This window comes from Pseudosulfitobacter sp. DSM 107133 (genome assembly GCF_022788695.1).
In the GTDB taxonomy this organism is placed as follows: Bacteria; Pseudomonadota; Alphaproteobacteria; order Rhodobacterales; family Rhodobacteraceae; genus Pseudosulfitobacter.
This window is the reverse complement of record NZ_CP085154.1, coordinates 1475413-1490781: the sequence shown is the minus strand read 5'-3', so window position 1 is coordinate 1490781 and position 15369 is coordinate 1475413. Positions and strand designations below refer to the sequence as shown.

Sequence of the window (15369 nt, the reverse complement as noted above, 5' to 3'; positions counted from 1 at the left end):
CGTTTGTTTAGTTGCCGTTGGCGCCATTCGCACCAAGGTCGGGCTCCCCACCCAGCGCCACAATCACCTGTAGCGCCCGTTGTTGCAAGTCTGGCGTCACTTCGCTGTCGTCCAAAATGGTTTTCAGACGTGCGATGGCCGCATCGGTGTCGCCGGTTTCAATGTCGATCATTGCCAGCTGCTCGGACGCAAGCAAACGCAACGCCACACCGGGCTGTGCCAGCGCCTCATAGCCGGCGCGGCGGTCTTCGACCGACATGGTCGCAGCGCCTTGCCCCAGCATCTTGAACGACGCGATCTGACGGTAGATCAGCGGCACATCATTGTTGTTCGCAATCTCTTGCAAATGCGCGGTGGCGTCAGCGGCGTCACCGGCCTCGAACTCTTCCGAAGCGGTCAGAAAGTTCAGCACCGCACGGGCCGATGGCTGGCCCGCTTCGATTTTCGAAAAGGCCGCAGCACGCGCGGCGCTGTCATCCAGTTTCAGCGCGTTCAGCATGGCGTCGCCCAAGGCTTCGGCCTCGGTGCGGGCTTGCGCCTTGCGCCATTCCGAAAATGCCGCCCCGCCCACGATCAGAACAATGACCAGAATGGCGATCCAGCCATAGCGGCGCAACATGCCATACAGACGGTCACGGCGGACCTCGTCGTTCACTTCGTCAATGAAACTGTCGTTATTGCTCATGGCGTGGCCTCGGGTCTGTCGCAGGGTCCGACCCTCGGGTGGGGCACGGTTTCGCCCCTCTTAACGCGCACATGGCCCCAAGCCAAGGGGCACGCAGTCCGACAACTGCCGTGCGGTGTTTTGCGAAATTGCGCCACAGCCGTGAAAATAATAATCTGAACTGGTCAGTTTAGTGTATTTCGGTCCATAAACCCTCAAAGGTTGCGCCCCTGGCGCGACAGGACGACAACGAATCGGGGCGCAAATGCGTATTTTTTCTGTATTGGCGGCAATGGTCGTCGCTGTGATTGTTCTTGCGTTTACCCTCGAACGCGAGACAACGATGGCATATCTGCAAGGCGATGCAGGGACCGAACAGCCTGCGTCAGAAAATGACGGGGCCGCCGCCACGCCAATGGCGGCAACTGCGAAATCGCTGATCCGCGTCGTCGCCCAGCACTCGGTTGCGCGTGATATCGACAGCGCCGTGGTGTTGCGCGGCCAGACACAGGCCCAGCGTCAGGTCGAGGTCAAGGCCGAAACCTCGTCGACCGTGCTGTCCGAACCCTTGCAAAAAGGCAGCTTTGTCGAAGCGGGCCAGTTGCTGTGCAAACTGTCCCCCGGCACCCGCGGTGCGGCGCTGGCCGAAGCGCAGGCGCGCCAGTCCGAGGCCCGCGCAGGCAAAGCCGAAGCGCAAAGCCGGGTGCCCGAGGCGCAAAGCCGCGTCGCTGAGGCACAGGCCAGACTGGACGAGGCACTGATCAACCAGAACGCCGCGACCAAGCTTAGCGAAGGCGGTTTTGCCGCCGAAACCCGTGTCAAAAGCGCCGATGCAACCGTGGCATCGGCCCGTGCCGGGTTGGAATCGGCCCATGCCGGTGTGCAGGCGGCCAAATCGGGGCTGCAATCGGCGGATGCGGGGATCGAGGCAGCACAGGCGGGCGTGGCCGCTGCCCAAAAAGAGATCGAGCGGCTGGAGATCCACGCACCCTTTGCGGGGCTGCTGGAAAGCGACACTGCCGAACTGGGCAGCCTGATGCAGCCCGGCGCGCTGTGTGCGACGGTGATCCAGCTGGACCCGATCAAACTGGTGGCCTTTGTCCCGGAAACCGAAGTGGGCCGCGTGCATGTTGGCGCGCTGGCTGGCGGTCGGTTGGCGGCAGGTGGCGCTGACGTTCAGGGGCGCGTGACCTTCCTGTCGCGCGCGGCCGACCCGACCACCCGCACCTTCCGGGTCGAGATCGAAATTCCGAACCCCGATCTGCGCCTGCGCGACGGCCAGACTGTTGAAATCCTGATCGCAGCCGACGGCGCTCCGGCGCATTTGCTGCCGCTGTCGGCATTGACGCTGAACGACGAAGGCACGCTTGGGTTGCGCACCCTGACCCCGGACAGCGTGGTTGAATTCCAGCCTGTGAAACTGTTGCGCGACGCGCCCGAAGGCGCCTGGCTGACTGGCCTGCCCGACACCGTTGACGTGATCGTGGTGGGACAGGAATATGTCACCGCTGGCGTCAAGGTTGACGCCACCTTTCGGGAGACTGCCAAATGAGCGGTATCGTCGACTGGGCCGCGTCGCGGGCGCGGATGGTTCTGGCCTTTGTGGTGCTGTCCTTGACGGTCGGTGCCTTTGCCTATGTCAGCCTGCCCAAAGAGGGCGAACCTGACATCGAAATTCCGATGCTGATCGTCACGGTCACCTTCCCCGGCATCTCGGCCGCCGATTCCGAAACCCTGCTGATCAAGCCGATGGAAACCGAGCTGGCCGATCTGCCCGGCCTGAAAAAAATGAGCGCCACGGCGGCGGAAAACTATGCCAACGTCGTGCTGGAATTCGAATTCGGCTGGGACAAGACCCAGGTGATGGCCGACGCGCGCGACGCGCTGAACAACGCGCAGGCCGAGTTCCCCGACGGGGCCGACCAATACAAGATCGAAGAGTTCAACTTTTCCGAATTCCCGATCATCATCGTGAACCTGTCCGGCCCTGTGCCGGAACGTACAATGGCACGCGTTGCCAAAGACTTGCAGGACGATCTTGAAGCGCTTGATGCTGTTCTGGAGGCACCGATTTCCGGCAACCGCGACGAGATGCTGGAAGTGGTCATCGACCCGCTGCGCCTTGAGGCCTATAACGTCACCGCTGCCGAGCTGGTGGGCGTGGTTCAGAACAACAACCTGCTGATTGCCGCAGGCGAGATCACCTCGTCGACCGGCAGTTTCGCGGTGAAAATCCCGTCTTCGTTCAACGAGGCACGCGATGTCTATGCGCTGCCCGTCAAGACCAATGGCGACCGTGTGGTCACGCTGGGCGATGTGGCCGAAATCAACCTGACCTTCGAAGACCGCGAGAGTACGGCGCGCTTTAACGGCGATGATACGATTGCGATACAGGTGGTCAAACGCAAAGGTTTCAACCTGATCGACACCGCCGATCTGATCAAGGCAACCGTGGCCGAAAAGGCCGAAAACTGGCCTGACGGGCTGAAAGCGGCAGTGCAGGTGGGCACCTCGAACGACCAAAGCCGCGTGGTCAATTCGATGGTACAACAGTTGCAAGGGTCGGTGTTCACCGCCATCGCGCTGGTGATGATCGTGGTTCTGGCGGCCCTGGGCATTCGCGCATCGCTGCTGGTGGGCTTTGCAATCCCGACCTCGTTCCTGCTGTGTTTCGTATTGCTGGCGCTGATGGGCATTTCGATCTCGAACATTGTGATGTTCGGCCTGATTCTGGCGGTCGGGATGCTGGTGGACGGTGCCATCGTGGTGGTCGAATATGCCGACAAACGTCAGGCCGAAGGCGTGGGGCCGATGCAGGCCTATGTGGATGCGGCCAAGCGGATGTTCTGGCCGGTGATTTCGTCCACGGCCACGACGCTGTGCGCCTTTTTGCCGATGTTGTTCTGGCCCGGCGTGCCGGGTCAATTCATGGGCATGTTGCCCGTGACGCTGATATTCGTGCTCTCTGCCTCACTGATCGTGGCGCTGGTCTATCTGCCCGTGGTCGGCGGCGTGCTTGGGCGCATGGAACGTTGGGTCAGCGAAAATGTCAGCCGTGTCGCCGCGCTGCCGGTGCTGGCGCATATCGGGCTCGTGGCTGGCCTGGCTGTTGTGGCCGCGCTGGTAATGGCGTTCGCATTTGCACCACCTGCGCCCGACGCGGCAGGGGTCGCACCTCCGGCTCCGGTCTTTGCGCTGATGGGCAATGTGTTTGCCAATCTGGATCAAAGCAGCCTGCTATCCATCCTGACCACCTTTGCCGCCGCTTTTGGCGTGCTGCTGCTGACCATCGCCGCAGGCGGGATCGTGCTGAGCTGTGTGGTTGGCCTGTTGGTCGGCCTGCTGGCGGTATTTGCGCGACTGGGCCGTGGCGGGCACTGGCTGATGTCCAAAACAGTCGGCAAACGCAGTCAACGCGTGCGTGCAGGCTACCAGCGTTCACCCTTTGGCCGCGTGATGGAATTCATCGCGGGCAATCCGGTGATGCCGCTGGTGATGGTGGGGGCGGTGTTTGTCTTTGTCGGCACCACGCTGATCACATTCATGAACAACAACAACGGCACCGAATTCTTTGTCGAATCCGAGCCTGAACAGGCCATTGTCTATGTCATGGCGCGCGGCAACCTCAGCCTTGAGGAAAAAGACGCGCTGGTGCTTCAGGCCGAAGAAGTGGTATTGCGCCATCCCGGCGTGGCCACGGCCTTTGCCTTTGCCGGCACCGGCGGGCTGAACGCCAATACGGGCGGCGCGCAATCGCCCAAGGACACCATCGGTCAGATCCAGATCGAAACCATTCCTTGGGAAGACCGCCCCAGCCACAAAGAGCCGGTTTTCACCATTCCGCTGATCAACTACACGCTGACGCGCGATGTGCAGGATCCGGCCTTTGACGGCGATGTGGTGATCGACGATCTGATGGCCGAGCTTGGCCAGATCCCCGGCATTCGCGTTGAAATCCTCAATCTGGCGATGGGGCCGGCCTCGGCCAAGCCGGTGCATCTGCGTCTCAAGGGCAACAACTGGGATGATCTGGTGACCTCTGCCGCCTTGGCGCGCGCCGAGTTTGACCGCACACCCGGCCTGAAACTGATCGAAGACACCCGCCCCCTGCCCGGCATCGACTGGCAGATCGACGTGGATGTCGAAAAGGCCGGCCGATACGGCGCTGACGTGGCCACGGTGGGTGCAATGGTGCAACTGGTGACGCGCGGGCTGCTGCTGGACACCATGCGCGTGGACACGTCGGACGAAGAAATTGAAATTCGCGTGCGTGTACCGGAAAAAGACCGGCTGCTGAGCACGCTGGATTCGATGAAAGTGCGCACGGCTGACGGGCTGGTACCGCTGTCAAACTTTATCACCCGCACGCCTGTGCCCAAGCTGGCGCAGATCAGCCGCGTGGGCCAGAAACGGTATTTCGACGTCAAGGCCGCCGTAACGGCGGGCCTGCAAAAGCTGGTTCCTGCGGATGTGACCGGCGCCGATGCGCTCTCTGCCGACGCGGTGGCCACGCTTGCCCCCGCGCCCGATGGCACCCTGCGCGCCGAAGATGGCACGACCTATGCGGTGCTGGACGCCGCCGATCCGTCCATCGATATACAGGCCGCACTGGATCAGGGCAGCCTGCACATGGTGCCGGTCAACGACAACGAACGCATCACCCAGATCACCAAGTGGCTGGACACCGCCCCCCTGCCCGCGGGCATCGAATGGGAATGGACCGGCGATCAGGAAGATCAGGCCGAATCCGAAGCCTTCCTGTCCTCGGCCTTTTCCGCTGCTTTGGGGCTGATGTTCATCATCCTGCTGGCACAGTTCAACAGCGTCTACAACGCGGTGCTGGTGTTGGGGGCCGTGGTGCTGTCAACGGCCGGTGTGCTGATTGGCATGATGGTGATGGATCAGGCGTTTTCGATCATCATGACCGGCACGGGCATCGTGGCGCTGGCGGGGATCGTGGTGAACAACAACATTGTCCTGATCGACACCTATCAGGAATACGAACGCTACATGCCCCGGATCGAGGCGATCATCCGCACCGCGCAGGACCGCATCCGCCCTGTGTTGCTGACCACGATTACCACGATGGCGGGGCTTGCGCCGATGATGTTCGGCCTGTCGCTGGATTTCATCAACGGCGGCTTCACCATCGACAGCCCCACGGCGCTGTGGTGGAAGCAGCTGGCCACGGCGGTGGTCTTTGGCCTTGGCATCGCCACGGTGCTGACGCTGGTCATCACCCCGTCGCTGCTGGCGATCCGGGTCTGGCTGGGCACCTATGTTCTGTGGCTGTCGCACCTGCTGGCCAAGCTCAGCCTCGGCCGCGCCAGTGCAGCCGCCCGCGACTGGGCGTTGAACCGGCAGGCCAAACAGGCCGACCTGCACGAGATCATCTGGGACGACGGTGCGGGAGAGACGGTTGCATCCGCTTCGGTAGACGCGCCCAAGGATCCGCGCCTGAACAACGGGCTGCGCGCGGCGGAATAAACTGCGGGCCGGGCTGGCCTTGCTGGTCGGCCCGGTTCGCTCTCGCCCCCTAGCAACTGTATTTCTCAAGCGAGTTGAGTAGTCCATTTCTGTCGACTTTTGCAAAGGGCGTTCACGATTGTCACAAGCTTTCTTGCGACGGCGGTGATTATCACTTTGTGTGGTTTTCCGGCTTCGCGAAGGCGGTCTGCGAACGGCTTCAGGACGGGATTGTGGTGACTGGCGACGAGCGCCGCCTGGAACATAACGTGTCGCAGCGGGCGCCGGCCGCCTCCGATAGCGCGCTTGCCCCGCATCGCGCCGCTGTCATGGGCAATGGGCGCAAGGCCTGTCAGCGCGGCGGCTTGTTCGCCCGTGATCTGGCCGAGTTCCGGCATTTCAGCGATCAACATCGTGCTGGCGACCGGGCCAATGCCGGGAACTGAACGCAAGATGGCAGCAGTCGTGGCAAGGCCTTCCTCTGAGGCGATGATCTGTTCGATCCGGACCTCAAGTCCTGCAATCTGGCGATCCAGTAGGTCTTTCAGGTCACCATCCATGACGTCGAACAGATCATCCGAACCCAGTTTCGCATGCGCCTTGATTTGCGCCAAAAGCCGTTTGCGTGTTTCGACGAGCTGACCACGCTTGGACACCAAAGCCCTGAGAAGACGTATCTTTTCATGCGGCAAGGTCCGCCCTGTATCAGGCCGAAAGGCCATGAACCGCGCGATAAGCTCCGCGTCGATCCTATCCGTTTTCGCCCGCGTGCCCCGGCTGGCGGCAAAGGCTTTGATTTGCGCGGGCGGCAGTTGCCTGGTCGCGACCCCTGCAACGTCGAGGGCCGACCACAGACGCCATTCCTGCCCCCCTGTGGCCTCAAAACAAACCAGCGCACAGGCTGACTTTGCCAGGGCGCCCACGCGCGCATGCCCGTCCTCGGAATTGGGCAATCGAAGTCTCTGATTGCTTGGCAGGCAATGAATGTCCAGCCAATCGCGGCTGACATCTATGCCAAGGATTGCGTCTCGTGTTATCCTGTTCATGTTCTCTTCCTTCTGATCCGTGGTCCAAGCTGGCCACAAGCAACTGTTCGAGATGGATGAAGAGAGACAGTGCTGGCTCGCTAGCAAACGTGGTCCCAGTTCAACTTGGGCCACAAGGCTCTGACGCCATACACCGTCCCGTCAGTGACCTCGGCCAAGGTCGCTGACGGGGGAACAATAACAGATCGGAGATACAGAAGGGTCTGGACCCATTAATCTTACGTTGTCAGTTTGACAGATTTTTCCGCTGACAAGTAGCATCTGTGCAGGAATAGTGGTTCTATTTCAAACAGATGCGCCGCAGGCTGCGGGAAAATCCGTCAAACCCGTCACGCCGAAGGCGTGCCAATATTATTAAGCGCTCCTACGGAGCGACGGGCGGCAATTTCACTTCATTTCAGCGGCTTGGGCCGCTTGCAAATAGAACCACTATTGGCAGCACGACCCAAACCCTTGCAATTTCGTGAAATAGCCGCTGAGTATGTAAGATTAATGGTTCCAGTGCCTAGGTCACCGACTCATAAGTTCGCAACCAGATCCTGATTGACGCGAGTTGTATGGATGCGAGGAAATTATCATCGCGTTTGTCATATCTTGTTGCTACCGCGCGGAAATTTTTGAGTTTGTTGAAGAAACGCTCCACTGCGTTGCGTGCTTTGTAACGCTCGCGATCATGCGGGATGACAGGATTGCGTTGCGGCATCGAAGGGATCACGGCTTGCGCCTTCTGTTTGGCGATCAAATCACGGATCGCGTTGCTGTCATAGGCGCGATCCGCCAGCACGCTGCAGCCTTCTTTCAGTCGATCCAGCATCTGCTCTGCCGCGTGTCCATCATAGGCCTGCCCAGCCGTCAGCATGAGCCGGATCGGGCGGCCAAGCGCGTCCACCAAAGCGTGGATTTTCGTTGTCAGCCCGCCCCTTGAGCGACCCAGGCAATCGGATCGCCCCCTTTTTTAGGGCCATTTGCGCCCTGTTGGTGTACCCGGATGGAGGAGCTGTCAATCATTTGCACCTCACCCTCATATGCCTCTGATATTGCTTCAAGAATACGCGCCCAGTGGCCCGCACGCCGCCAGCGGTTGAAGCGGTTCACACAGGTCGTATGCGGCCCGTATCGTGCAGGAATGTCTGCCCAGGGCGCACCAGTCCGCAAGCGCCAGAAGATGCCGTTCAAAACCCGCCGGTCATCCACACGCGGCTTGCCGCGCACCTTCGTCGGCAGCAACGGCTGGATCACCGACCATTCAAAATCTGTCAAATCAAAACGTGCCATTCTCACCTCCACATTTGCCGGAAAGTGAATCACGTTTTCTAAAGTCTGTGAATCCCTTTTATGGGTATGTGACCTAGGGTCTGGACAAGCTTCCAAAGATAACGGATTCCCTACAGAGATGGGCGGGACGGGTGAAGACGTCGCAGAATAACGCGACCTATCCCTTGGCGCGGCTTTCCGGGTCAAGCGCGGCCCACCACGCCGCATAGCTGGACGCTTCCGGCGCGGTCCCGCTTTCGTCCGCAGCACCACCGTCCCACCAGATCGGCCCACGCTCGCCCAAGGCAACTTTGGCCGCGTCCACGCGGGCGCGGGCGTCCTGCGCTGCCGCGTCATCCCCGGCCCTGCGCAGGTCCAGCCGCGCGCGCATCATCTGCTTGATGGCCGCCCGACGCACATCATCGGGCAGCGCCGGATCCGTCATGCGCCACAGCTTGCCCCTGGAGACGAAATAGCGCCCGTCCGGTGTTTGCGGATGGTCCCTGGGTGGCATCAGTCCTCTTCAAACTGCTGGCGATTCCACAGCTGCGCATAGCGCCCCGATTGCGCCAGCAATGCCTCGTGGGTGCCATGTTCGACGATCTTGCCCTTTTCCAGCACGATGATCCGGTCCGCCTCGGAAATGGTACTCAGCCGGTGCGCGATGGTCAGCACCGTGCGCCCCCGCCCCGCGGCCATCAGCGCCGATTTGATCTCTTGCTCGGTCTCGCTGTCCAGCGCGCTGGTGGCTTCGTCCAGCAACAGGATCGGCGGGTCTTTCAACAATGTGCGCGCAATGCCCACGCGCTGCTTCTCGCCGCCTGAAAGCTTTAGTCCCCGCTCGCCCACTGCGGTGTCATAACCATCCGGCAGGCTGAGAACAAAGTCGTGGATCTGCGCCGATTTCGCCGCAGCTTCAATCTCGTCCTGCGTGGCCCCACCGCGCCCGTAGGCGATGTTGTAACGGATCGTGTCATTGAACAAAACCGTGTCTTGGGGCACCACACCGATGGCGTCGTGCAAGCTGGTTTGCGTGACATCGCGCACGTCCTGCCCGTCAATGCGCAGCGCGCCACTGCCGACGTCATAGAACCGGAACAACAGCCGCCCGATGGTCGACTTGCCCGACCCGGTCGAGCCGACAATGGCCACCATTTCCCCCGGCTCTGCGGTCAGGGTGATCCCCTTGAGAATTGCGCGTTCGCTGTCATAGCCAAAGTGCACGTCCTCCAGTTCGATCCGCCCGCCGTTAACCTTAAGCGGCTTGGCGTCGGGCTTGTCCGTCACCTCGGCGGGCTGTTCCAGAAGATCGAACATCTCGCCCATGTCCACCAGCGCCTGCCGGATCTCGCGGTAGACCGATCCAAGGAAGTTCAGCGGCAGGGTGATCTGGATCATATAGGCGTTGACCATGACAAAATCCCCGACGGTCAAGCTGCCATTCTGCACGCCCACAGCGGCCATCACCATGACCCCCACCAGCCCGCAGGTGATCAGGAACGACTGGCCAAAGTTCAGGAAGGCCAGCGAATAGGATGTCTTGATTGCGGCCTCTTCATAGCCCGCCATGGCCTTGTCATAGCGGCCTGCCTCGCGGGCTTCGGCCCCGAAGTATTTGACCGTTTCATAGTTCAGCAGACTGTCGATCGCCTTTTGGTTGGCGTCGGTGTCCTGGTCGTTCATCACCCGACGCAGTTTCACGCGCCATTCGGTCACACGGAAGGTAAACCAGACATAGAGCGCGATGGTAAAGGCGACGATGGCCAGATAAATCCAGTCAAACAGAACCGTCAGGATGATCCCGATCAGCAGCAGTTCCAGCACCAGCGGACCGATGGAAAACAGCAGGAAACGCAGCAGAAAATCGACCCCCTTCACACCCCGCTCGATGATCCGGCTTAGCCCGCCGGTCTTGCGGGTGATGTGATAGCGCATCGACAGGCGGTGGATATGTTCAAAGGTCTCCAGCGCCAGCATCCGCAGGGCACGTTGTCCCACGCGGGCAAAAATCGCATCGCGCAACTGTTGGAAACCCACGTTCATCAGGCGCGCAACGCCGTAAGCGACCGTCAGACCGACCGCCCCCAATGCCAGCTCTGATACACCCTCGCCCGAAAGGACGTTGACCGCATCGCGAAAGATGATGGGGATGTAGACCGACACCAGTTTCGATGCCAGCAGTGCCACCAGGGCCCAGACCACGCGGTGTTTGACCCAGGGCTGATTGTCCGGCCACAGATAGGGCATGACCTTGCGAATGGTACGCCAGCCCGAACGGCGTTCGGCTTCGTTTTCCTGACGGTCAAGTTCGGCTTGGGCCGCAGCGTCGGTTTCTGCGGTGGGGCTGGCTGTGTCGGCTGGCATGAAAGGTCCTGTCTTGCTTGCCCATTACATAGGCGGATGAACAGGCGGTTGCCAGTGCTGCGGGGTTAGTCGGGCAAGTTAAAGACCTGACCGGGGTAAATCAGATCAGGGTCGCGGATCGCATCGCGGTTGGCCTCGAAAACGCGCACATAAAGGATCCCCTCGCCATAGCGGTCACGCGCAATGGCCCACAAGGTGTTGCCGGTCTGGACCGTCACCGCCTTGACGGGCGTGTCCTGCGGGCCGGTTTGCGCCGCCAAGACGGCAGGGTCCTCGCGTTTGAACGGGGTTTCGGCGCGGCTGACAACCTCGCCTGCGGCGTTCACCTCGTCAACACGCAGGGTGTAGACGCCGCCATCGACATGGGGCAAATCGCCCCGCCAGCGGCCACGGGCGTCGACCGGTAGGTCGATGATGGCCGCGTTATCAAGGTAGACGCGCACAGAACCGTCGCGCCCCGTTGCGCGGCCAGACAGTTGCACACCGCCATCGTCGGCATAGCCGATGGTGTCGATGGAAATGTTCAAACTGGTCAGGGCCGAGGGCCGGTTGACCAGTTCGACCCCGTCGGCGTCGGATTTCAGGATGGCAACGCTGGCTGTGGCAGGGGCTGTTTCAGGTTGAGCAGTCTGGTCTGCCGTCTGGGTTTGCGCCGCAGGCTCGGGGATTTTGCCGGTTGTTTCTGGTGCCACTGCGGGTTCCGCGACCTGGGCGCGCTGTTGCGGTTTCTCGGTCGCGTTCGTCGCTTGTGCGGTGTCTTCTGACATGGTTTGCGCAGAACTGTCCGTGTTTTCTGCCGCGGGTGCGGCGGTCGGCGCTGCTCCGGCAGGCTCGGCCTGCGCGGTCACGGTTGGTCGCTCTGTCGCAGCGGGTTCAGCCTGCGCGGTCGCGGCTGGTACCGCAGTTTCAGCCTGCGCGGTTGCCGCCGGTGCCTCTGTGCTGGCTGTCGCTGTGTCCGGTTTCAAATCCGCCATCGCAGGCGTCTCGGCGGGGGGACGGCCCTCTGGTGTGGCCACGGTGCTGGCGGCCACATCTTCGGGCTTGGGATCAACGGCATTGGCCGGAGTGTCAGCGGCTTGCGCGGCATCCTCGGAGGCCTGCGGCGCTGCGGCGACCTGCTCTGGCGCCCCCTCAGGCTCGGGCACAGGTTTCGGTGCCATAGGTGCCAGCACGATCTCTTCCACGCCCGCAATATCGCCGTCCGCGCCGCGCTGGATCACGGTCAGAACCTGCGGCTGTGGGCTGGGGTCTATCATCGTCACGGCGGCAAAGGCACCCTGCCCGCTGGCTTGGGTCGTGGTGTTTTCAACACCGTCCAGCAGCACCGCAACCGTGCTGTCAGGGGCCGCGCGTCCGGCGACGACAAAAATGCCATCCGCTTCAAGGCGCACTTCGTCGATGCTGGGCGGGACCGGCGTGTCGACAGCTTCGGGCACGTCGGCTGTGTCCCCCTTGGGCGCGTCAACGGCGGCAACTTTGGCAGTGTCGGCGGGCACTTTTGCCGCTTCGGTCCCGCTGTCAGCCGCCTGCATCACCGGAACCGGCGCTTCACCGGTATCGGGGCGGAAAAAATATAGACCGCCACCGATCACAGCCACCACCACAATGGCGACGGCGACACCCGCGGGCGCGCCCGATACTGCTGAAAACTTGCTCATGTCGTATACGCGCCCGGACGGCGCCCCCCAGTTGGCTGAGTTGCCATTGAGGTTACATATCAAGCGCGCTAACACCGGTCAAAAGCCTAGCGATGACAACCCCGTTTATTTTCAAGCCTCTGAGGTGAAAAATGCTGAAATCTGTCTGTGTCTTCTGCGGCTCGCGCACCGGAACCGATCCTGAATATGCCAAACAGGCCACCGCGCTTGGCAACGCGCTGGCTGAAAACGACTGGCGGCTGGTCTACGGCGCAGGCGATGTGGGCCTGATGGGCACCGTGGCGCGGGCCGCCCAGGCGGCGGGTGGCGAGACATTTGGCGTGATCCCCGCGCATCTGGTGGCATGGGAAGTCGGCAAGGTCGATCTGACCCGCTATATCGTCACCGAGACCATGCACGAGCGCAAGAAAGTCATGTTCATGAACTGCGATGCGGTGGTCCTGTTGCCCGGCGGCGCCGGGTCGCTGGACGAGATTTTCGAAGTGCTGACCTGGCGCCAGCTGGGCCTGCATGAAAAGCCGGTAGTTGTTTTGAATTCAAACGGTTATTGGGACCCGTTCATGCAACTGCTGAGGCATGTCGTCGATCAGGGCTTTGCCGATGCCAGCCTGCTGGATTATGTCACGCCTGTGCCCGATACCGCCGCCGCAATCGCTGCCCTGCGTGCCGCCCTGTCCTGAGCAAACATGCTGGCGGCATAGATCGCCAGCGCAACCCAGATCAGGCCGAACGCAATCTTGTGCCAACCGGTAAACAGCTCTCCAAAGACAAAGACCGCGCAGGAAAACTGCAATGTGGGGTTGAGGTACTGCACCAGCCCCAACGAGGTCATGCGCACCCGTCGCGCGGCATAGCTGAACAGGATCAGCGGCAGCGCCGTGATCAGCCCCGAAACCAGCAGGATCGCCATGGTTTCGCCCCCGGCATGAAACGCCGACCCGCCCCTGTGTTCCGATTGCAACATCACGGCCAGCGCAATGGGCACCATCAGCAAGACTTCGGCAGTGACTGACACCACCGGCCCAACATCCAGCCGTTTCTTGATCAGACCATACAGGCCAAAGCTGACCGCCAGCGTCCGCGCGATCCACGGCGGGGCCTGCAAGCCCACGGTCAGCAACACCACCGCCCCCGTTGCCAGCGCCACGGCGAGCCATTGGCTGGGTTTCAGTGCCTCGCCAAAAACCACCCGCCCGATCACCACCGCGACCAGCGGCAGGATATAATAGCCCAGACTGCTTTCGGTGGTGCGCCCGGCCCCCACGGCCCAGATGAACAGAAACCAGTTGATCCCGATCATCAGTGACGCCAGCGCCATCGTGCCCAGCTTGGCCGGGGTGTCCAGCGCGGCGCGCACCAGCCCCAACCGCCCCTGCACCGCCAGAACGCCACCAAAGAACAGCAGCGACCAGACCGTGCGGTGCGCCAGCACTTCGATGGCCGGAACATGGGCCACCTGTTTGTAGAACATCGGAGACAGCCCCCAGATGGTGCAGGCGCCAATTCCGGCCAGAACGCCTTTGGTCTGCGGAGACAGGATCAGGGGGGTGTTTCGCATGGCGCATCAAGACCGCGATTACGCGGCCCCTGCAAGCGCAAACGTCCCGTCAAACGCGAAACGCCCCGCAGTCTCCTGCGGGGCGCTTGCAGCAGTGGTCGGTCGCAGTGATTACATGCGCGAGGCGACGTTTTCCCAGTTGACCAGATTGTCGAGGAAGTTGGTCAGATAGTCGGGACGCTTGTTGCGGAAGTCGATGTAATAGGAGTGTTCCCACACGTCGCAACCCAGAAGCGCGGTCTGGCCAAAGCACACGGGGTTCACGCCGTTTTCAGTCTTGGTGACTTTCAGGCTGCCGTCGGTGTCTTTCACCAACCATGCCCAACCCGAGCCGAACTGGCCCGCGCCCGCGGCTTTGAAGTCGTCCTTGAATTTGTCGACCGAGCCAAAGCTTTCGGTGATCGCTTTTTCCAGTTCGCCGGGCATCTTGCTGACGTCAGGGCCCATCATTTCCCAGAACTGGTTGTGGTTCCACAACTGGCTGATGTTGTTGAAGATACCCGATTGGGCGACAGCCTTGGGGTCGTAGGTGCCCTTGATGATCTCTTCGAGAGATTTGCCGGCCCATTCGGTGCCTTCAATCGCCTTGTTGCCATTGGTGACATAGGCGTTGTGGTGAATGTCGTGGTGGAATTCCAGCGTCTCGGCGGACATGCCTTTGGCGGCAAGTGCATCGTGCGCATAGGGAAGGTCGGGAAGTTCAAAAGCCATGGTTCGGGCCCCCTTTGAATATTGAATGTCCTCTGACTGACAGAAAGCGTCAGCTTCTGCAATATCAAGGCATGAGACGGGGAAAGGTTCCATAGAAGATTGGATTGTGACTTTGCACGCGGCGGCCAAGCTAAGGTGCGCACACTATGTGACGTGCATCAAAGGGCAGCGCACCTTAATTCCGGGCTGGATGGAAGGGTCTACGATCCGGCCCAGCCGCGAAGGCGCAGGCTCGGATAATGGTCTTCAGCATCATTTTACAAACTCAAACCCTTTGGGCGCTTTGGTTCGGGGGATGCATTTACCCTTCGCGGAAAACCGTTGCGGAAAACCGACGGGTTTCGCCACGACCGAAATCGCCTGCGTCGACGTGTTCAGTCTGGCTACATAGCTAAATGTAGGAACAACCTCGCCCTTAGCGTCAGTGGCATTGGCGATTGTCCATGTCACCCGATACGTGTCACCGGTCTTGCGGCCACGCGCGGAAATCGGGGCCCCAATGAAAGTAAGGATCGCGCCGTCGATGACGGTGATTTTGCCCGCATCGTCAAATATCAGGCCAACCTTTGGCGACACCCAACCGTTGGACACTTTCGTATTCATGTCGCATTCATAAAAGATACCCGCGAGGGCCCCACTGCAGGTCAA

At 61.1% G+C, this 15369-nt stretch carries 11 protein-coding genes and 1 pseudogene; 3 read left to right on the top strand and 9 right to left on the bottom strand.

Annotated elements, in window-relative coordinates; all coding sequences use genetic code 11:
• Positions 1-7: 7 nt before the first annotated feature.
• Entirely contained in the window at positions 8-685 is a 678-nt protein-coding gene (locus DSM107133_RS07375; RefSeq protein WP_114293435.1) for a tetratricopeptide repeat protein, read from the bottom strand.
• A 244-nt stretch (positions 686-929) separates the two neighbouring features.
• Between DSM107133_RS07375 and DSM107133_RS07370 the strand changes: the two genes are divergently transcribed.
• Positions 930-2216 carry an efflux RND transporter periplasmic adaptor subunit gene (locus DSM107133_RS07370; protein ID WP_114293436.1) on the top strand — a complete coding sequence of 429 codons (1287 nt, stop codon included), beginning with the start codon at positions 930-932 and terminating at the stop codon, positions 2214-2216.
• On the top strand, positions 2213-6151 hold the full coding sequence (locus DSM107133_RS07365; protein WP_114293437.1) for an efflux RND transporter permease subunit: 3939 nt from the start codon (positions 2213-2215) through the stop codon (positions 6149-6151). The genes DSM107133_RS07370 and DSM107133_RS07365 overlap by 4 nt, the downstream gene beginning before the upstream one ends.
• Before the next feature lie 65 nt (positions 6152-6216).
• Here the strand turns inward: DSM107133_RS07365 and DSM107133_RS07360 are convergent, their stop codons facing one another.
• The 5 genes and pseudogenes from DSM107133_RS07360 to DSM107133_RS07340 all read right to left on the bottom strand — a co-directional run bounded on the left by DSM107133_RS07360 (position 6217) and on the right by DSM107133_RS07340 (position 12452).
• Positions 6217-7176 carry an IS110 family transposase gene (locus tag DSM107133_RS07360; RefSeq protein ID WP_243253591.1) on the bottom strand — a complete coding sequence of 320 codons (960 nt, stop codon included), beginning with the start codon at positions 7174-7176 and terminating at the stop codon, positions 6217-6219.
• 505 nt (positions 7177-7681) lie between these two features.
• Positions 7682-8457, bottom strand: a pseudogene (locus tag DSM107133_RS07355) (IS5 family transposase).
• Positions 8458-8608: 151 nt separating this feature from the next.
• Positions 8609-8944, bottom strand: a complete 336-nt coding sequence (locus tag DSM107133_RS07350) for a hypothetical protein (RefSeq protein WP_114291602.1) — start codon at positions 8942-8944, stop codon at positions 8609-8611.
• Entirely contained in the window at positions 8944-10794 is a 1851-nt protein-coding gene (locus tag DSM107133_RS07345; protein WP_114291603.1) for an ABC transporter ATP-binding protein/permease, read from the bottom strand. Before DSM107133_RS07345 ends, DSM107133_RS07350 begins: the two co-directional genes overlap by 1 nt.
• A gap of 65 nt (positions 10795-10859) precedes the next feature.
• Positions 10860-12452 (bottom strand): LysM peptidoglycan-binding domain-containing protein, encoded by a 1593-nt coding sequence (locus DSM107133_RS07340; protein WP_114291604.1) that lies wholly within the window; start codon positions 12450-12452, stop codon positions 10860-10862.
• 131 nt (positions 12453-12583) lie between these two features.
• Between DSM107133_RS07340 and DSM107133_RS07335 the strand changes: the two genes are divergently transcribed.
• Complete coding sequence (locus DSM107133_RS07335; protein ID WP_114291605.1) at positions 12584-13132, top strand: TIGR00730 family Rossman fold protein; 549 nt, start codon at positions 12584-12586, stop codon at positions 13130-13132.
• Here the strand turns inward: DSM107133_RS07335 and rarD are convergent.
• The 3 genes from rarD to DSM107133_RS07320 all read right to left on the bottom strand — a co-directional run bounded on the left by rarD (position 13069) and on the right by DSM107133_RS07320 (position 15324).
• Positions 13069-14010: an EamA family transporter RarD gene (gene rarD, locus DSM107133_RS07330; RefSeq protein ID WP_240310343.1), complete on the bottom strand. Its 942-nt coding sequence runs from the start codon at positions 14008-14010 to the stop codon at positions 13069-13071. The two genes, DSM107133_RS07335 and rarD, sit on opposite strands and share 64 nt — an antisense overlap.
• A gap of 111 nt (positions 14011-14121) precedes the next feature.
• A complete protein-coding gene (locus tag DSM107133_RS07325; protein WP_114291606.1) occupies positions 14122-14721 on the bottom strand; it encodes a superoxide dismutase in 600 nt (199 codons plus the stop codon).
• Positions 14722-14973: 252 nt separating this feature from the next.
• A complete protein-coding gene (locus tag DSM107133_RS07320) occupies positions 14974-15324 on the bottom strand; it encodes a hypothetical protein (protein ID WP_243253590.1) in 351 nt (116 codons plus the stop codon).
• Positions 15325-15369 lie beyond the last annotated feature (45 nt).